This window comes from Bordetella genomosp. 5 (genome assembly GCF_002261475.1).
Lineage (GTDB): Bacteria > Pseudomonadota > Gammaproteobacteria > Burkholderiales > Burkholderiaceae_B > Bordetella.
On the sequence record NZ_NEVN01000004.1, the window covers coordinates 169,543 to 187,980 of the forward strand.

General features: G+C 65.9%; 19 protein-coding genes. 18 read left to right on the forward strand and 1 reads right to left on the reverse strand.

The features are described from left to right. Positions 1–138: 138 nt before the first annotated feature. Positions 139–1,200 (forward strand): recombinase RecA, encoded by a 1,062-nt coding sequence (gene recA, locus CEK29_RS07340; RefSeq protein WP_094800370.1) that lies wholly within the window; start codon positions 139–141, stop codon positions 1,198–1,200. 277 nt (positions 1,201–1,477) lie between these two features. Continuing rightward, entirely contained in the window at positions 1,478–2,032 is a 555-nt protein-coding gene (gene recX, locus CEK29_RS07345) for a recombination regulator RecX (protein WP_440588316.1), read from the forward strand. A gap of 15 nt (positions 2,033–2,047) precedes the next feature. Here recX and CEK29_RS07350 read toward each other — a convergent pair whose 3' ends face one another. Continuing rightward, a complete protein-coding gene (locus CEK29_RS07350; RefSeq protein WP_094857990.1) occupies positions 2,048–2,968 on the reverse strand; it encodes a LysR family transcriptional regulator in 921 nt (306 codons plus the stop codon). Positions 2,969–3,119: 151 nt separating this feature from the next. On the opposite strand from CEK29_RS07350, the gene metE reads away from it, so the two are divergent. The 16 genes from metE to CEK29_RS07425 all read left to right on the forward strand — a co-directional run bounded on the left by metE (position 3,120) and on the right by CEK29_RS07425 (position 18,434). Continuing rightward, positions 3,120–5,414 (forward strand): 5-methyltetrahydropteroyltriglutamate--homocysteine S-methyltransferase, encoded by a 2,295-nt coding sequence (gene metE / locus CEK29_RS07355; protein WP_094857712.1) that lies wholly within the window; start codon positions 3,120–3,122, stop codon positions 5,412–5,414. Positions 5,415–5,645: 231 nt separating this feature from the next. Beyond that, positions 5,646–6,254: a DUF2889 domain-containing protein gene (locus tag CEK29_RS07360; protein WP_094800362.1), complete on the forward strand. Its 609-nt coding sequence runs from the start codon at positions 5,646–5,648 to the stop codon at positions 6,252–6,254. Positions 6,255–6,264: 10 nt separating this feature from the next. Then, positions 6,265–7,425, forward strand: a complete 1,161-nt coding sequence (gene sucC / locus CEK29_RS07365; RefSeq protein ID WP_094800360.1) for an ADP-forming succinate--CoA ligase subunit beta — start codon at positions 6,265–6,267, stop codon at positions 7,423–7,425. A 21-nt stretch (positions 7,426–7,446) separates the two neighbouring features. Further along, complete coding sequence (sucD, locus tag CEK29_RS07370) at positions 7,447–8,328, forward strand: succinate--CoA ligase subunit alpha (protein ID WP_094800358.1); 882 nt, start codon at positions 7,447–7,449, stop codon at positions 8,326–8,328. Between the two features lie 300 nt (positions 8,329–8,628). After that, complete coding sequence (locus tag CEK29_RS07375) at positions 8,629–9,327, forward strand: TerC family protein (RefSeq protein WP_094857713.1); 699 nt, start codon at positions 8,629–8,631, stop codon at positions 9,325–9,327. A 171-nt stretch (positions 9,328–9,498) separates the two neighbouring features. Next, positions 9,499–10,221 (forward strand): TerC family protein, encoded by a 723-nt coding sequence (locus tag CEK29_RS07380; RefSeq protein WP_094800354.1) that lies wholly within the window; start codon positions 9,499–9,501, stop codon positions 10,219–10,221. Beyond that, positions 10,208–10,330 (forward strand): hypothetical protein, encoded by a 123-nt coding sequence (locus CEK29_RS24070; protein WP_255176093.1) that lies wholly within the window; start codon positions 10,208–10,210, stop codon positions 10,328–10,330. The genes CEK29_RS07380 and CEK29_RS24070 overlap by 14 nt, the downstream gene beginning before the upstream one ends. Positions 10,331–10,338: 8 nt before the next feature. Further along, positions 10,339–11,286, forward strand: coding sequence for a hydroxymethylbilane synthase (gene hemC, locus CEK29_RS07385; protein WP_094800352.1), 948 nt, complete (start codon positions 10,339–10,341; stop codon positions 11,284–11,286). A 55-nt stretch (positions 11,287–11,341) separates the two neighbouring features. Continuing rightward, complete coding sequence (locus CEK29_RS07390; protein ID WP_094857714.1) at positions 11,342–12,115, forward strand: uroporphyrinogen-III synthase; 774 nt, start codon at positions 11,342–11,344, stop codon at positions 12,113–12,115. 37 nt (positions 12,116–12,152) lie between these two features. Next, on the forward strand, positions 12,153–13,349 hold the full coding sequence (locus CEK29_RS07395; RefSeq protein ID WP_094857715.1) for a uroporphyrinogen-III C-methyltransferase: 1,197 nt from the start codon (positions 12,153–12,155) through the stop codon (positions 13,347–13,349). A 3-nt stretch (positions 13,350–13,352) separates the two neighbouring features. Continuing rightward, a complete protein-coding gene (locus CEK29_RS07400; RefSeq protein WP_094800346.1) occupies positions 13,353–14,960 on the forward strand; it encodes a heme biosynthesis HemY N-terminal domain-containing protein in 1,608 nt (535 codons plus the stop codon). 39 nt (positions 14,961–14,999) lie between these two features. Further along, positions 15,000–15,536, forward strand: a complete 537-nt coding sequence (gene ppa, locus CEK29_RS07405; protein ID WP_094800344.1) for an inorganic diphosphatase — start codon at positions 15,000–15,002, stop codon at positions 15,534–15,536. 183 nt (positions 15,537–15,719) lie between these two features. Next, positions 15,720–16,415 carry a fumarylacetoacetate hydrolase family protein gene (locus CEK29_RS07410; protein WP_094857716.1) on the forward strand — a complete coding sequence of 232 codons (696 nt, stop codon included), beginning with the start codon at positions 15,720–15,722 and terminating at the stop codon, positions 16,413–16,415. A 27-nt stretch (positions 16,416–16,442) separates the two neighbouring features. Continuing rightward, positions 16,443–16,574 (forward strand): entericidin A/B family lipoprotein, encoded by a 132-nt coding sequence (locus CEK29_RS07415; RefSeq protein ID WP_094800340.1) that lies wholly within the window; start codon positions 16,443–16,445, stop codon positions 16,572–16,574. Positions 16,575–16,749: 175 nt separating this feature from the next. Further along, entirely contained in the window at positions 16,750–17,031 is a 282-nt protein-coding gene (locus tag CEK29_RS07420; RefSeq protein WP_432759237.1) for a hypothetical protein, read from the forward strand. After that, on the forward strand, positions 17,028–18,434 hold the full coding sequence (locus CEK29_RS07425; protein WP_094857717.1) for a hypothetical protein: 1,407 nt from the start codon (positions 17,028–17,030) through the stop codon (positions 18,432–18,434). The genes CEK29_RS07420 and CEK29_RS07425 overlap by 4 nt, the downstream gene beginning before the upstream one ends. The last annotated feature ends 4 nt before the right edge of the window (positions 18,435–18,438 follow it).

The window sequence follows — 18,438 nt, forward strand, 5'->3', positions numbered from 1 at the left end:
TAATCGCCATCGAAATTTCAGGGAGCGGGGGCGATGTGAGGGCCAGCCTTAGGGCCAACCCGTGCCAGGGCGCCAGGCCCGCCATCCTCCGAAACCATCGTTCCGCACCCCCGCACACTCATTCAGATAGGACTCCACATGGACGACAAAACCAGCAAGGCCTCGTCGGAAAAAGCCAAGGCGCTGGCCGCGGCCCTCTCGCAGATCGAGAAGCAGTTCGGCAAGGGCTCGATCATGCGCTACGGCGATAACGAGGTCGAGCACAACATCCAGGTCGTCTCCACCGGTTCGCTGGGTCTGGACATCGCCCTGGGCGTCGGCGGTCTGCCGCGCGGCCGGGTTGTCGAGATCTACGGTCCCGAGTCCTCCGGCAAGACCACGCTCACGCTGCAGGTCATCGCCGAGATGCAAAAGATCGGTGGCACCTGCGCGTTCGTCGACGCCGAGCACGCGCTCGACGTCCAATACGCCTCCAAGCTGGGCGTCAACCTCACCGACCTGCTGATCTCGCAGCCCGACACCGGTGAACAGGCCCTCGAGATCACCGACGCGCTGGTGCGTTCGGGCTCGGTCGATCTGATCGTCATCGACTCGGTCGCGGCGCTCGTGCCCAAGGCCGAAATCGAAGGCGAGATGGGCGACTCCCTGCCCGGCCTTCAGGCTCGCCTGATGAGCCAGGCGCTGCGCAAGCTCACCGCCACGATCAAGCGCACCAATTGCATGGTGATCTTCATCAACCAGATCCGCATGAAGATCGGCGTGATGTTCGGCAACCCCGAAACCACCACCGGTGGCAACGCGCTCAAGTTCTACTCGTCCGTGCGTCTGGATATCCGCCGCATCGGTTCGATCAAGAAGGGCGACGAGGTCGTCGGCAACGAAACCCGCGTCAAGGTCGTCAAGAACAAGGTCGCGCCGCCGTTCAAGCAGGCCGAGTTCGACATCATGTACGGCCAGGGTATCTCGCGCGAAGGCGAGATCATCGATCTGGGCGTGGCCGCCAACGTGGTCGACAAGTCGGGCGCCTGGTACAGCTACTCGGGCAACCGCATCGGTCAGGGCAAGGACAACGTCCGCGAATACCTGAAAGAAAACCGCCAGATGGCCATCGAGATCGAAAACAAGATCCGCGAAAACCAAGGCATCGTCAGCCGCGCGTCCGAGTTTGCGCCGACGGCCGAAGAGTCGTCCGAAGACTGATCTACGGAGACAGGGCGGTCTTTGCCTGTCTCCGGTTTCCGTCTGCGTCAGCGGGCGGCGCTTTGGGTCCAAGGCGCCGCCCGCTCTTTTTTTAGCCCGTTGTCTTTATCCTACGGCCATGAGCACGCGTTACTCCCCGCCCTCCGATCGCACCCTCGAACGCCTGGACGACGAGTTCGAGACGGTCGCGCCGCGCTCGCGGGGCCGTGCGGAGGGCGAGGGCAGCGCCACCGCGTCGGCCGCCCCGGACGTACCGGTCTATACCCGCACCTCGGAGATGCGCACGGGCGGCGCGCGGCGCCGTGCAGCCGCGCGGGGGCGTGATGACGAGGCGGGCGCCGAGCCGCCTCACGCCGACGGCGATCCCGATGCCAAGCCAAAACGCCGCGGGCCCAGCCTCAAGGGGCGTGCCGTCGGTTATCTGTCGCGGCGCGAATATACGCGTGCGGATCTCGCCCGCAAGCTCGCCCCGTACGCCGACAGCGAGGAAGAGGTCGAGCAGGTCATCGACGCTCTCACGCGCGAGGGCTGGCAGTCGGACGAGCGATTCGCGCAAAGCCTTGCGCATCGCAAAGCGTCGCGCCAAGGAACGGCGCGCATCGTCCAGGAGCTCAAGCAAAGCGGTGTGGCGGATGCCCAGATTGCCGAGGTCAAGGAGTCGCTGCGTGCCACCGAATACGAGCGCGCGCTCGATGTCTGGCGCCGGCGTTTTGGCGAGGCGCCCGCCGATCGCGCCGCTTATGCCAAACAGGCGCGGTTTCTGGCGGGGCGCGGCTTTGCCCACGACGTCATACGCCGCGTGATCGGCGCCAGCGAGCACGACGACGACTGACGCGGCGACGTCCGATCAGCTCTTGGCCGACTTGATGCCGTTGAGTGTGCTGAAGCAGGTGTTGCGCGCAATGCCCAGAAATTCGCTGATGTACGAGGTGTCGCTGTCTTCCGCGCGCACCGCCGCGTAAAGCGTGCGCCACACGCCCTGAGGGCCCAGGTGGCAGACGCGTAGCCAGCCCTGATTCAGATACTCGGCCAGTGCCCAGTTGGGCAGCGCGGCCACGCCGCGATTGCTGGCCACCAGCTGCGCAATGATCGGCGTGAGCTCGGCACGGCGAATGTGCGCGGGCTCGACATCGGCGGGATCCAGAAAGGCCGTAAACACGTCCAGCCGTTGCCGGTCGACGGGATAGGTGATGAGCGTCTGGTCCACCAGCTGCGAGGGCAGGATGTTGCGGCTGGTGGCGAGCGGATTGGCCTCGGACACGGCCAGCACGAGCTCGTACTTGAAGAGCGGCAGGTAGCTCACCGCGTCGAGCGGCTGCGGGTCGGACGTGATCACGAGATCCAGGTCACCGCGCACCAGCGCCGGCAGTGGTGCGAACGAGAATGCCGCCGACAGATCCAGCGCGACCTCCGGCCACTGCGCGCGAAACTCATCGAGCGCCGGCATCAGCCATTGAAAGCAGGAATGGCAGTCGATAGCCAGATGCAGCCGACCGGTGCGCCCGGCTGCAAGGCGCTGCAGTTCGCGTTCGGTGGCGCGCATGCGTGGCAGCACCTCGTCGGCCAAGGCCAGCACCCTCAAGCCCGCCGTGGTGAGGCGAGCCGGCCGCGTACGCCGATTGAGCAGCTGTGTTCCCAGACGGGTTTCAAGATCCCGAAGCTGGTGCGACAAGGCCGACTGCGTCAGGTGCAGCCGTTCGGCTGCCTCCTGAAGACTGCCTCCGTCCCGGATTGCGGACAGGGTTTCGAGGTGGCGGATTTCTAGCATCGGAGAGGCGGCGCGTCGAACGATGGCGGGATGATCGCTCAACCATGAGCAAAATTCAACAAATGTATGTAGAGATTGATTTTGGCTCACGTTGAACTGGTTGCAGAATACGGCCTTACCATGAACCAAACTTGTGTAAGGGTGCGATCCCATGACCATCATTCATAACCTGGGTTTCCCTCGCGTGGGGGCTCAGCGTGAGCTCAAGCGCGCTGTCGAGGCCTATTGGGCCGGGCAGCAGGACGCGGCGTCGCTGCGCGACACGGGTCGCGCCCTGCGCGCCGAGCATTGGCGTCTGCAGGCGTCCAACGGTCTGAAGTTCGTGCCGGTGGGAGACTTCGCCTGGTACGACCATATTCTCGAATGGACGACGCTCCTCGGGGCGGTGCCTGCCCGCTTTGGCCAGCCCGAACATGAGCCGGTCTCGCTGGATACCCTGTTCCGCATGGGCCGGGGGCGGGCGCCGAGCGGCAAACCGGCCGCCGCCTGCGAGATGACCAAGTGGTTCGACACCAACTACCACTACATCGTCCCGGAGCTGGCGCCCGGCCAGACCTTCCGCGTCGCGCGCGAAGACCTGTTCGCCCAGGTCAACGAGGCGCAGGCGCTGGGCTATGCCGCGAAGCCCGTCATTCCGGGCCCGCTGACGTGGCTGTGGCTGGGCAAAGGGGATGCGTTCGAGGGGCCGGGCAGCGTCGCGAAGCTGGAGTTGGTCGACGCGCTGCTACCTGTGTACCTCGAGGTGCTGCAGCGGTTCGGGGCCCAGGGCGTGGAGTGGGTCCAGATCGACGAGCCCATTCTCGCGCTCGATCTGCCCCAAGCCTGGCGCGATGCCTACGCGCGGGTCTATGCCGCGCTTACCGGCGCGCCGGTCAAGCTGATGCTCACCACCTACTTCGAGGGCCTGAAAGACAATCTGCAGACGGCGCTCGGTCTGCCCGTCGCGGGCCTGCACATCGATCTGGTCCGGGCGCCAGCGCAACTGGCCGACGTCGTCGCCGGCATGCGCGACGGCCAGGTGCTGTCGGCTGGCGTGATCAGCGGCCGCAACATCTGGCGCACCGATCTGGACGCCGTGCTGAAGATGCTCGCGCCCGTGAGGCAGCAACTGGGCGAACGCCTGTGGCTGGCGCCGGCTTCGTCGCTACTGCATGTGCCGGTCGACCTGGCCCACGAAACCGACCTCGACCCTGAACTCAAAAGCTGGCTCTCCTTCGCCGCGCAAAAGCTCCAAGAGCTGAACCTGCTGGGTCGGGCCCTGCAGGGCGACGCCGACGCGGCGGTCGGCCAGGCGCTCGCCGGGCAGCGTGCGGCCTTGGCGGCCCGGGCGGCGTCGCCCCGCATCCACAACCCCGCGGTCGCCCGCCGGATGACAGCCGCCGCAGAGGTCAGCCGCACCCGGGCGCCGTTCACCGAGCGGATCGCGCGGCAGCAGGCGGACCTCGACCTGCCGGCGTTTCCCACCACCACGATCGGCTCGTTCCCGCAAACGGCCGAGATTCGCGCGCTGCGCCGCGACTGGAAGGCGGGGGCGCTCACGGACGCGGCCTACGAGGCGGCGATCCGCAAGGAAATCGAGCAGGTCATTCGCTTCCAGGAGAAGGTCGGCCTGGACGTGCTGGTGCACGGCGAGCCGGAACGCAACGACATGGTCGAGTACTTCGGTGAGCTCTTGGCCGGGTTTGCCTTCACGAAGAACGGCTGGGTGCAAAGCTACGGCTCCCGCTGCGTCAAGCCGCCCATTATCTTCGGCGACGTGGCGCGTCCGGCACCGATGACGGTCGGGTGGTCGTCGTATGCCCAGTCGCTCACCGACAAACCGGTCAAGGGCATGCTGACCGGCCCCGTCACGATTCTGCAGTGGTCGTTCGTGCGCGACGACCAGCCGCGTGAGGCCACCTGCCGGCAACTGGCGCTGGCGTTGCGCGACGAAGTGGTCGACCTCGAAAAGGCGGGCATCAAGGTCATACAGATCGACGAGCCGGCGATCCGGGAAGGTCTGCCGTTGCGCCGCGCCGACTGGAACGCCTATCTGGATTGGGCCGTCGACTGCTTCCGCCTGAGCACCGCTGGCGTGAGGGACGAGACGCAGATCCACACCCATATGTGCTACGCCGAGTTCAACGACATCATCCAGTCGATTGCCGCGATGGATGCCGACGTGATCACCATCGAGACCTCGCGCTCCAACATGGAGCTGCTCAAGGCCTTCGAAGACTTCCGCTATCCCAATGACATCGGTCCGGGGGTATACGACATTCACTCGCCGAATGTGCCCGAGGTCTCGTGGATGGTGGGTCTGATGCAGAAGGCCGCGAGCCGGCTGCCGAAAGAGCGGCTGTGGGTCAATCCGGATTGCGGCCTGAAGACGCGCGCCTGGCCCGAAACCGAGGCGGCGCTGCTGAGCATGGTCCAGGCGGCGCGCACGCTGCGCGACGCGGTTTAAAACCCTTCAGGCAGTAGGGGCTAGGCGCGGAGAGGCCGCCTCTGCCGGGCGCCCTTACCACGCCGCAATGACCGCCGCCGGCGCCTCTCGGAGCGCGCCGGCGGTTTTTTGTGCGGGTGCGCGGGGTGAGCGCGGCGCGGCGAGATAAGACGCCGGGATGCGGAAGGGCTGCGTTATACTTTGTTGGTTTTGCTGCCTTGCGTCAAAGTCGTGCCAGCAGGCCCGTTCGTTATGCCCTTGCCATTGTCAGAAGTTTCGCGCCAACCCCTACACACGCGGTCCATCCGCGTGCAGTGCTATGGGCGCGACGACGGCTTATGGGATCTCGAGGCCGAGCTCATCGACGTGAAGGGATACGACTTCCTTACGCGTGACGGCGAAACCTTCAAGGCGGGCGACCCCATCCACCACATGCATCTGCGCATCACCATCGACGACGACTACAGCATCGTCGCGGCGGTCGCTGCCTACGATGCCGCGCCTTACGGCGGGTCCTGTATGGCGATCGCTGACGCCTACGAGGACCTGGTCGGAATGAACCTGCTCAAGGGGTTTCGGCGCCAGGTGAAAGAGCGCTTCGGTCATGTCGCGGGCTGTACGCACATGACCGAGCTCTCGCAGGTCTTGCCGACGGCGGCCGTCCAGATGATGGCCGGCCGGCGGCGCCAGAACAGTGCCAGTAATCCGGAGCGGCGTCCGTTCCAGCTGGACGGCTGCCATGCGCTGCGTACCGATGGCCCGGTCGTGCTCGCCTATTACCCTCAGTGGTATACGGGCGAGGCACAAGGCGAAACGGTCGCTGCGGTTTCCGATTCACCCTCTTTTTCTCATACGTCCTGACAGGTAACACATGAAAATCCACGAGTATCAAGGCAAGGAACTGCTGAAGCAATTTGGCGTCCCCGTGCCCCGCGGTATTCCCGCTCTTTCCGTCGACGAGGCTGTGGCTGCCGCTGAAAAGCTGGGTGGACCGGTCTGGGTCGTCAAGGCACAAATTCACGCGGGCGGCCGCGGCAAGGGTGGTGGCGTCAAGCTGGCACGCTCGCTCGACGACGTGCGCAAGCTGGCCTCCGAAATCCTGGGCATGCAGCTGATCACGCATCAGACCGGCCCCGAAGGTCAGAAGGTTCGTCGCCTGTACATCGAAGACGGCGCCGACATCCAGAAGGAATACTACGTCTCGCTGGTCACCGACCGTGCCACGCAGAGCGTTGCCTTCATCGCCTCCAGCGAAGGCGGCATGGACATCGAGGAAGTGGCTCACTCCACGCCCGAAAAGATCATCACCGAATACATCGATCCGCTGGCCGGCCTGACCGCCGAACAAGCCACCAAGATCGCCAATGCGATCGGCCTGCCCGCCGACTCGACCGCCCAGGCCGTCGACGTGTTCCAGAAGCTCTACAAGTGCTACATGGACACCGATGCCTCGCTGGTCGAAATCAACCCGCTGAACCGCGACAGCAAGGGCAACATCATCGCCCTGGACGCGAAGTTCAACTTCGACTCGAACGCCCTTTTCCGTCACCCGGAAATCGTGGCTTACCGCGACCTCGACGAAGAAGACCCCGCTGAAATCGAAGCCAGCAAGTTCGACCTGGCCTACATCCAGCTCGACGGCAACATCGGCTGCCTGGTGAACGGCGCCGGTCTGGCCATGGCCACCATGGACACCATCAAGCTGTTCGGCGGCGAGCCGGCCAACTTCCTGGACGTGGGCGGTGGCGCCACGGCCGAGAAGGTCACCGAAGCCTTCAAGATCATGCTCAAGAACAAGGGCGTGAAGGCCATTCTGGTCAACATCTTCGGCGGCATCATGCGCTGCGACGTCATTGCCGAAGGCGTGATCGCCGCGTGCAAGGCCGTCAACCTGAGCGTGCCGCTGGTCGTCCGCATGAAGGGCACCAACGAAGAGCTCGGCAAGAAGATGCTGGCCGAATCGGGCCTGCCCATCATCAGCGCTGACACGATGGCCGAAGCCGCGACCCAAGTTGTCGCCGCTGCCAAGTAAAAAATTGCCAAGGATTCACAAATGTCGATTCTGATCAACAAGGACACCAAAGTCATCACCCAGGGCATCACGGGCAAGACGGGCCAGTTCCACACCCGTATGTGCCGTGAGTACGCCAATGGCAAAGCCGCCTTCGTGGCCGGCGTGAACCCCAAGAAGGCCGGGGAAGACTTCGAAGGTATCCCTATCTACGCCTCCGTCAAGGACGCCAAGCAAGACACCGGCGCCACCGTGTCGGTGATCTACGTGCCGCCCGCGGGCGCTGCCGCCGCCATCTGGGAAGCCGTCGAGGCCGAACTGGATCTGGCGATCTGCATCACCGAAGGCATCCCCGTCCGTGACATGCTCGAGCTGCGCAACCGCATGAAGGCCAAGGGCAGCAAGACGCTGCTGCTGGGCCCGAACTGCCCGGGTCTGATCACCCCCGACGAAATCAAGATCGGCATCATGCCGGGCCACATTCACCGCAAGGGCCGCATCGGCATCGTCAGCCGCTCCGGCACCCTGACGTACGAAGCCGTGGCTCAAGTGACCGAACTGGGTCTGGGTCAGTCGAGCGCCGTCGGTATTGGTGGCGATCCCATCAACGGCCTGAAGCACGTCGACGTCCTGAAGCTGTTCAATGACGATCCCGACACCGACGCCGTCATCATGATCGGCGAAATCGGCGGTCCGGACGAAGTCAACGCCGCTCAGTGGGCCAAGGACAACATGAAGAAGCCGGTCGTCGGCTTCATCGCGGGTGTCACCGCCCCTCCGGGCAAGCGCATGGGCCACGCCGGCGCGCTGATCTCGGGCGGCGCCGACACGGCCGACGCCAAGCTGGAAGTGATGGAAGCGTGCGGTATCCGTACCACGCGCAATCCGTCGGAAATGGGCAAGCTGCTCAAGTCGGTGCTGTAAAGCGCTGGCTGGATCGATCCCAGCTCCAGGAAACCCGCCTTCACAGGCGGGTTTTTTTTCGCCTTGCGAGGCGTGGGCGACGGCGGTATCGGGGATTTCCCGAGGATGTGTGTGGGTGGTGCGCGCTGAAAGGCTGTGGACAGATTGGCGAAACTATAATGAAAGGGTAGGGCATTCTCCCTATCCCTCCCATGCACCCATAACAATTGCCGTCCGGCTCGCGCTGGACAAGACGGCGGCCCGTGCATGCTGGGCACCTTCCACCCATAAAACCTAGGGGATCATCTAGGAAAGAGAGGCATGGAACTCAGTTCTGCAGCATTCTGGATCGCACTGCTCCAGATCATTTGGGTCAACATTCTGCTGTCGGGCGACAACGCCGTCGTCATCGCACTGGCCGCCAGATCGTTGCCCCCGCAACAACAAAAGAAAGCGATCGTCGTCGGCTCCGCCGCCGCGATCATCATGCGTATCGTGCTGACCCTGGTCGCCGCCAAACTGCTGATGCTGCCCTGGCTCAAGCTGGTCGGTGCGCTGCTTCTGGTCTATATCGGCGTGACGCTGCTGTTGCCCGAGGGCGACGAAGACGGAGCGGGTAAAGAGCACGGAGGCCTCATGGCCGCCATCCGCACCATCATGATCGCCGACCTGGTGATGAGCCTCGACAACGTCGTGGCCGTGGCCGCCGCCGCCATGGGTGATACCACGCTCCTGGTGCTGGGTCTTGCCATCAGCATTCCGCTCGTCATCTTCGGCAGCACGCTCCTCCTTAAAGTCATTGAACGCTTCCCCGTCATCGTATGGGTGGGCGCGGCATTGCTCGGCTTCATCGCGGGCGAACTGCTGGTCGGTGACCCTGTTTTGCAGGAGCCCGTGGCGCGCATCGATGCCGCGTTGGGCATGTCTCAACATCACTTCGCGATGCTTACCGGTGTCGTCGGCGCGGTGGTTGTTCTGGCCCTCGGCAAGCTGTTTTTGTTGCGCCAGCAACGAAGCTGAATGCAAGCTGAATCAAAGCTTTGCGCCAACTTAATGACGCAAAGCTGAACTACAATAACGGGCTGCGCCGATCCCTTTCCCTACGTCGGAATGGGGACGGACGCCCGGGTGGATTGCCCGGCGTTCCGGAAGTCGGAATATCCATACATAACACCGTTAGGGGTTTACAAAGTGCTCGAGTTTTTCCAAACGCTGAGCTGGTCGGCGGTCTTCCAGATCATCCTGATCGACATCCTGCTCGGCGGCGATAACGCCGTTGTCATCGCATTGGCTTGTCGCAACCTGGCGCCCAAGCAGCGCATGCAAGGCATCCTGTGGGGCACCGCAGGCGCCATCATTCTGCGCGTCGTGCTGATCGCCTTCGCACTCACTTTGCTGAACATCCCCTTCCTGAAGGTCGTCGGCGGTCTGCTGCTGCTCTGGATCGGCGTCAAGCTGCTGGTGCCCGAGGACGACGCCCACGGCAACGTCCAGGGCGGCACGTCCATCATCGCGGCCATCAAGACCATCATCGTGGCCGACTTCGTGATGAGCCTGGACAACGTCATCGCCATTGCCGGCGCCGCGCAGGGCGCCGACGAAGCCCACCAGCTCGGCCTGGTGATCTTCGGCCTGGTCGTGAGCGTGCCCATCATCATCTGGGGCAGCACGCTGGTTCTGAAGCTGATCGACCGCTATCCTCTGGTCGTCACGTTCGGCGCCGCGCTGCTGGGCTGGATCGCCGGTGGCATGCTGATTACCGACGTGTTTGTCGTGCGTCAATTTGGCGAGCAGCCGCAGACGGTTAAAATTGCCGCTGAAGTTATCGGCGCGGTGCTGGTCATTGTCCTGGGACGGTGGATCGCAAGCCGCAAAAAAACCGCCTCCAAGGAATCCGCACATGAGTCTGCGTAGGACCCAAAACGCCCAACAAACCGAATCCGGCCTGAGCCTCCTGCAGGGCCTGTTCGTCCTCGCCATCATCGGCGTGGTTGTTTCGATCGTCGTCTCGTCGTTCATCTGACGTTCGTCGTGCCCGATCCGCAACGCCTGGTCATCGCGACCCGTGCGAGCCGGCTTGCCCTGTGGCAAGCCGAGCACGTACGTGATCGGCTTCGCACGCTGTACCCCGCGTGCGAAGTCGAACTCCTCACCCTCACCACCCGCGGCGACCAGATTCTGGATCGCACCCTGTCCAAGGTCGGTGGCAAAGGGCTGTTCGTCAAAGAGCTCGAAACGGCGCTCCTCGATGGACGCGCCGATCTGGCCGTCCATTCGCTCAAGGATGTCCCGGTCGACCTCCATGCGCCGTTCGCGCTGTCGACCGTGCTCGAGCGTGCCGACCCGCGTGACGCCTTCGTGTCCAACGACTATCCCGACCTGGCTTCCCTGCCGGCCGGCGCCGTCGTGGGCACGTCGAGCCTGCGCCGCGAATCCCAGATCCGCGCGCAGTTTCCGCATCTGGTCGTCAAGCCGCTGCGTGGCAACCTCGATACCCGCCTGGGCAAGCTCGATAACGGTGACTATGCCGCCATCGTGCTGGCCGCCGCCGGGCTCGAGCGTCTCGGGCTGCTGTCGCGCATCCGGGGCCGCCTCGATCCGATCGACAGCCTGCCGGCCGCCGGCCAGGGCGCGCTCGGCATCGAGATCCGCGCCGACCGGGCCGACATGCAGGCCTGGCTGGCGCCGCTGGCCTGTGCCGCCACCACGGCGTGCGTCACGGCCGAGCGCGCGGTCTCGCGCGAGCTGGGCGGTTCCTGCCAGGTGCCGTTGGCCGCCTACGCCGAGATCGAAGGCGACTCCCTGCATCTGCGCGCGCTCGTGGCTTCGCCCGACGGACAGCGCATCGTGCGTGCCGAACACCGCGGGCTTCCGGCCCAGGCCGAGGGCATCGGCCTGACCGCGGCACGCGAACTGCTGACGGGCGGCGCCGACCAGATCCTGGCCGAGCTGCTGCGCCCCGAATCAGACCCGCAGTAACACCACGGCTCGCGCTCAGGGCGCGAGCCGGTCTGTTCGCATGCTGGAGTTTTCGATGGCGCCTCTCGCGATCCTGACGCGGCCGGATGGCCGCAACGACACGCTGGCGGCTCGCCTGGACGCCGCGGGCTGGCGCACGCACGGCTGGCCGGCGCTCGCGCTGGCGCCGATGCCGCGGCAGTCGCCTCTGCCGGAGCCGGCCGACTTCGATCTCGTGGTGTTTGTCAGCGGCAATGCGGCCCGGCTGTTTTTCGATGCGTGGCGCGCCCAGGGCGCGTCGGCTTGGCCGGCGGCGACGGCGGCGGCCACCGTCGGGCCGGCCAGCGCGGTCGCGCTGCACGAATCCGGCCTTTTTGGCACGAATACAACAGTGATTCATCCGCCCGCGGCGGCCCCGCGGCACGATTCCGAAGCGCTCTGGGAACTGCTGCGGCAGCGGCCCATGCCGCGCCGCGTGTTGATCGTGCGCGGCACCGAAGGGCGCGAGTGGCTGGCGGAGCGCTTGCGCGAGGCCGGGGCGGAGGTGGTGCCGTGCGCCATCTATCGTCGTGTGCCCTGCGAGTGGGACGACGCCCGGCTGGCGCTATTGCAGGAGTGGGCCGTGCAGGATCGTCCTCACACCTGGCTTCTGACCAGCGGCGAGGGCATCGCGGCGGTCGCCGCCAACATCGATCGTGCCGGCGTACGCGCGTGGTGGCTGCGCGGCAGGGCGGTGGTCACGCACCCCTCGTTGGCGCAAACGCTGGCCGGTGGCGGCTGGAACGGGGCTCTGGTAAAAGATTGCATACCTGCCGATGAGGCGATATTCGCGGCTTTTGTTGCTGGTTGAATCGTCGTTTTAGGCCATCACCGAATACAATCGCGTCATGACAGACAACACCTCTTCTATACCGCCGGCACCCGTGCCGGCCCGTCCTGGCGAGAGTGCTGCGACGCCAGACGTATCAACGTCCCAGCGTGCCAAACCGGCTCGCGGCAAGCGGACCGGCGGCACGTTGATCACCGCCTTCATCATCGTGGTCATTCTGGCAGGCGCCCTGGGCGCCGGTCTGTGGGCCCAGCGCAAGCAATTCATGTCGTCCGGCCGCGAAGTCGCCGCCCGACTCGACCAGCTCACGCGCGACCTCACCCAATCCCGCAACGACACGCGCGAGGCGCTGGCGCTGGCCCAGGCCCAGGCGGGCAAGGTCGCCGAGCTCGAGACGCGTGTGCGCGAGGCGCAGAGTCAGGCCCAGACGCTGCAGCAGGCGCTGCAGAACCTGAACGACGGCACCAGCGACGAAATGCTGGCCAACGACATCGAGCGACTCGTGACGATCGCCAGCCAGCAACTGCGTCTGGCCGGTAATGTCGGTAACGCGATTGTCGCGCTCGAGACGGCCCAGGGCCGGCTTGCCCGCGCCGACCGTCCGCGTTTCGCCAGCCTGCAGCAAAGCCTCAATGGCGATCTCGATCGCCTGCGTGCGGTGCCCACGGTCGACATCCCCGGTCAATCGGCTCGCATCGAGCGTCTGGTGGCGCTCGTGAACCGCGCGCCGCTGCTCGTGCCCGACGCCGCCGCGCCCAATGGCACCACCGATACCCCGGCCGCCGCGCGCGTGCCGGTGCCCGCGGCCAGCGCGCCGGCGTTGCCGGCCGACGCGGCCTGGTGGGAGCGCTGGCGTGCCGAGATCACGTCCTGGCCGGGCCGGGCGGGATCCGCGCTCGCCCACGAACTCGGCGATCTGATTTCGGTGCAACGCGCCGATGCGCCCGCCGCGCTGCTGCTGTCGCCCGAGCAGGCCGAGCAGGTCCGTTCGACCCTGCGCCAGCGTCTGCTGACCGTGCAACTGTCCATGCTGATGCGTCAATCCACCGTCTGGAAGAGTGAGCTCGAGACGGTCGCCGACACGCTGTCCCGATACTTCGACGGCCGTGCCGCCGACACGCAGGCCGCCCTCACGCTCGCGCGTGATCTGGCCCAGACGGACATCGCCGTGCGCGTGCCCGACGTGGCCGACAGCCTGAACAACATCGCCGCCCTGCGCGCGGCGGGGTTCAAGACTGACGACGGGCAGGACTGACGCATGCGTACCTGGTTCTGGACCCTGCTGTTGGCCGTGGTGGCCGTCGCGCTGGCGGTCACGCTGCGCGCCCATCCCGGCAATGTGCTGATCCTCGTTTCGCCGTGGCGGATCGAGCTTTCGCTTACCCTGGCCGTCTTGCTGCTGGTCGCCGCCTTCGTCGTTCTCTACGTCGGTCTGCGGGTGCTGGCCTGGCTGCTGGCGATTCCGCATCGTCTGCGTGCCTGGCGCGGCCGCCGCGCCCAGGCGCGCGACCACGAGCTCCTCGAACGCGGTTGGATCGAGCTGCTTGAAGGCCGTTTCGCACACGCCGAAAAAGACCTCACCAAGCTGCTCGACCAGACCCGCGAGGGTAGCCGCCGTGTCCTGGCCGCCTTGTCGGCGGCACGGGCCGCGCACGGGCTCGGCGAATTCGAGCGCCGCGATCGCATGCTCGAGGCCGCCCGCGAACACGCGGGCGACGACGCCGGTCTGCACGAGGCCGTGGCCACGGTTGCCGCCGACATGCTGCTCGATCAGGGCGAGGCCGAGCGCGCACTGGCGGTGCTGGCACCGCTGCAAGACGGCGGCGCGCGCCACCTGCACACCATGCGCCTGCTGCTGCGCGCCGAAACCGCGTTGGGCCATCAAGAGCGCGTGTTCGTGCTGGCGCGTGGCCTGTCGCGCCGCAACGCCCTGGCCAAGACCGAAGCCGAATCGCTGATCGATACGGCCGGCGCCGCGCGCTTGCGCGCCGGCATCGCCACCGACGAGTGGCGTGCCATCTGGAAAGACCTCAAGTCCGAAGAGCGCCTGCTGCCCAATATCGCGCTGGTGGGATCGCAGGCGTTCGACGCCGCCGGCGAGCACAACGACGCCGCCAAGATTCTCGAGGCCGCGATCGAAACCCGCTTCGACCCGGTGCTGGTGGCCGCTTACGCCCGCTGCGATGCCGAGCAGGTGCCGCGCCGTCTGGCCAAGGCCGAGACCTGGCTGCAGAAGCGCCCGACCGACACCGATCTGCTCAGCGCGCTGGGCATGCTGTGTCTGAACGGCCAACTCTGGGGTCAAGCCGAACGCTATCTGCAGCGCAGCCTCGCGCGCCGCAACGATCCCCAGACCCACGCGCTGCTGGGCAGTCTCTACGACCGCCTGAATCGTCCCGCGGACGCCGTGCGGCATTGGCGCCTGGCCACCGCGGCCCGCATGGCGTTGCCGGTGCTGGCGACCGACGCCGCGTTGCCGGCGGCCGACCTGGGTGCCGATCCTGCGCACCTCGACGCGGAAGGGGGCTACGAGCCGGGGGATATCGATTACTACGGCGCGGTGTCCGCCGGCGCTGCCGCCGACGCCGCCACAGAGGATCGCGAGCCCGTTGTCGCGGCCTCCGCGGTCGACTACGTGCTCGATCCCGATGCGCGTACGGCCGGCCGGCCGGCGCCGCAGCCCGAGGAGCTTGCCGCAGCTGCCGTGCCGGTGCGCTCGGCGGTCGACATCGAAGACTACTTCGACAGCGCTCCGATTCCGGTGACCGCCCTCGAGGCACCGCTGCACAGCCTGCCTGCTGAAGCCGACCCGGTCGGCGCGCGGCAGGCGCCGGGCGAGGCCGCCCGCAAGAACGACAAAGCCTGATTTTCCACAGACCCATTACTCGCTAAGCAAGGTTCCACTATGAGTCTCGATCGCGTCGCGCCCGGCAAGAAGCTGCCGGAAGATTTCAACGTCATCATCGAAATCCCGATGAATGCCGATCCCGTCAAGTACGAAGTCGACAAAGACACCGGCGCCATTTTCGTGGACCGCTTCATGCTGACGGCCATGCACTATCCGTGCAACTACGGCTACATCCCCCAGACCCTCTCCGACGATGGTGACCCCGCCGACGTGCTGGTGCTGACCCCGTTCCCGATCCAGATCGGCGCCGTCGTGCGTTGCCGCGCCATCGGCGTGCTCGAAATGGACGACGAGTCGGGCGGCGATGCCAAGCTGCTGGCCGTGCCGATCGAAAAGCTGTACCCCCCGTACCGCAACATCAAGTCGTACGAGGATCTGCCCACCGAAGACGTGGCCCGCATCCAGCACTTCTTCGAGCACTACAAGGATCTCGAGAAGGGCAAGTGGGTGAAGGTCAAGGGTTGGAAGGGCGTGGACGCCGCTCACGAAGAAATCGTGAAGAGCGCCGAGCGCTACAACAAGGGCCAGGCCTGATATTCAGGTTTTGGTCAAAAAAAGCGGCGAGAAATCGCCGCTTTTTTTGCGTGCGCACCGACCCGCGCTGGCGCGCTTCGGCCCGCCGCTCGAATCGGGATACACTCGCGCATTGCTCCACCCCCATCGTTTACCGACCGCGGGCGGCTCTCGCCGGCCGTGGCCTCACCGAGGTTTTCGAACATGGAATACGTCATTCAGCCCGCGCCCGTCGCGTCCGTTCCCGTGGCCGGCAGCAACGCAAGCTTCCCGGTGCGCCGCGTCTATTGCGTCGGCCGCAACTACGCCGAACACGCCAAGGAAATGGGCTTTACCGGCCGTGAAGACCCTTTCTTCTTCTGCAAGCCCGCCGATGCGCTGCTGACCGTGGCCGATGGCGAAACGGGCGAGATGCCGTACCCGTCCAAGACCAGCAATCTGCACTACGAAATGGAACTGGTCGTGGTGCTGGGCAAGGGTGGCAAGGATATCCCGGTCGATCAGGCCAATGACTGCATCTGGGGCTATGCCCTCGGTCTGGACATGACCCGCCGCGATCTGCAGGGCGAGGCCAAGAAGCAGGGCCGGCCTTGGGAAGTGGGCAAGGCGTTCGATCATTCCGCGCCGATTGGCCCGGTGCATCCGCGCAGCGTGACCGGCACGATCGACAAGGGCGCGATCTGGCTCGACGTCAATGGCACGCGCAAGCAATCGAGCGATCTGGCGCAGATGATCTGGAACATTCCCGAGAGCATTTCGTATCTCTCCGGCCTGTTCGAACTGCAGCCGGGCGACATCATTTTCACGGGCACACCCGAAGGGGTGGGCGCGGTGGTCAAGGGCGACGTCATCACGGGCGGCGTCGAGGGTTTGGGCGAACTGCGCGTGCGCATCGCCTGAGTTTGTCTTTTCAGGGAGCGTTAACGTATGCGCAGCAAGATCGTGCTGACGGCCTTCGTCGTATTCGGATTCGTACTTCAAGGCTGCAACACGATGGCTGGTATGGGAAAGGATGTGTCCCGTGCCGGTAATGCCATCACTCATGCCGCCGAGAAATAAGACCAGCGACTAAGTCGCTTCGTCATATTCAGACGGCCGACCCCTTGCCTTTACAGGCAAGGGGTTTTTATTTGGCCGAACGCCCGCCCGGCCGTGCCGCCTCGGTATCTACGCATAGTCGGGGACTCATCCGCGGCGGCATCCTGGCACCTCGATCCTTCTCCTGAGGTGTGCCATGCAAGCTTCCCTTCCAATGCGCCGCGCCCTTCGTCAGCGCGGCCAGGCGATGACCGAATACATCGTCATCGTCGCGCTCATCGCGGTCGCGGCGATCGCGGTCTACCAGCTATTCGGTCAGGTCGTCCGCGCCCAGACCGCCGCGATGGCACGCGAGCTGGCGGGCGAAGACGGCACCGCGCAGGCGCGCCAGGCGCAGAGCGCGGCGGGCAAGGCGGCCGATCAGACCAAGTCGCGTTCCCTCAAGGCCTACACCGGAAACGCCGCGGCGGCCAAATGAGCACGTCCTGCGTCACGGCTACGCCCCGTGTGATCATCGTGATCGATGCGCGCCCGGTGGCGGGCGCAGAGCAAGGCCAGGCGCTGGTGTTGGGCCTGGTGTTGCTGGCGGCCGTCACCGCGGCCTGGGCGGGTTCCGCCGCCATCGGCCGCGTCGCCGGCGCCAGCACGCGGCTCGTTCACGTGGCCGACGCCGCGGTCTATAGCGGCGCGCTGGTGCAGGCGCGCGCGCTCAATCTGGTCGCCTACATCAACCGGGCGCAGATCGCGCATCAGGTGGCCCTTGCTCATCTCGCCACCGTGGCCAGCTGGAATGCCTTTGCCAGCACGCAGGCACGGCAGTCCCGCCGGCGCAATCCGCCGGCCACGCTCATCGGCGGTTTGTTCGGGCCCAGCTTCGGTTGGGCGTATGGCCGCGCCCGCGATGGCGGTGTGTCGCCCGAGGCGGTGCGCGCCGCGGCCACGCGCCACGATGCCATCGTGCACGACGTGCTGCTGCAGGCCGCGCGGCACCAGCTGCGCGACACGCCCTCGCTGCGTGATCAGATCGTGCAGGCCGTGCTCAGCGCCAACGACGATAGTGGCCTTCCGCTCTCGTTCTCGGTTTTGCGTGATGGCTGGGCCGGCACTGTCGTCGAACACGACGCGCGCTCATCCAAAGGTTTGCGGCCTCTCGCGCTCGACGCCGCGGGTCGTTACGGCCTGCTGTTCCCGCGGGATCGCACCGAGCGCAGTCCATGGATTGTCTACAAGTGGTGCCCCTGGATGCGCCATGAGTTGCGGCGCATGGGCCAGACCATGCTGGGCCGCGACGGCCGCTGGGCTTCGGCGGACACGCAGTCATTCCATTCGCTGCGATTCAACAAGTGGCGAGGCTGCTATCACCGCGAGTACCCGATGGGCTGGGCGCAGGTGGGCGGCGCGGGGGGCGACCGCGTCATGCCGGCCGTCACTGCCAAAAACGGCTGGCGGCTCGTCGAGATCGCGCGCCACGGGCCCATCACGCGGCTGCTGTCCGGCAATCCGATGGCGCAGTGGCGCGGTTTTGCCGAGTCCTGGGCACTGCCGGGCCGAGGCCTGCCGGCCATGCATGGGCTATCCAATACCGCAGGGCCCACCCTCATCATCCGCGTGCAGGGCGCCGTGGCGCAGAGCGATGCCGCGCGCCCGGGTGGCGCGCCTGCCTCGCTGGCCTGGCGTTGGCGCTTGCCCGCGCTCGATGATATGCCGCTGTCGCATACGGTGGCGGCACAGGCGTATCTCGCACTGCCGCCCGTACGTCAGGGGCTGGAGCCCGCGCAGCTGTCGGCCTTGTTGCGCCCTTACTGGATGGCTCGGCGAGTGGCGGTGCCGGGCAGCCTGTCCGTCGCGCCCGCGCGGCCTGCCACAAAGGCGCAGCCATGAGCAC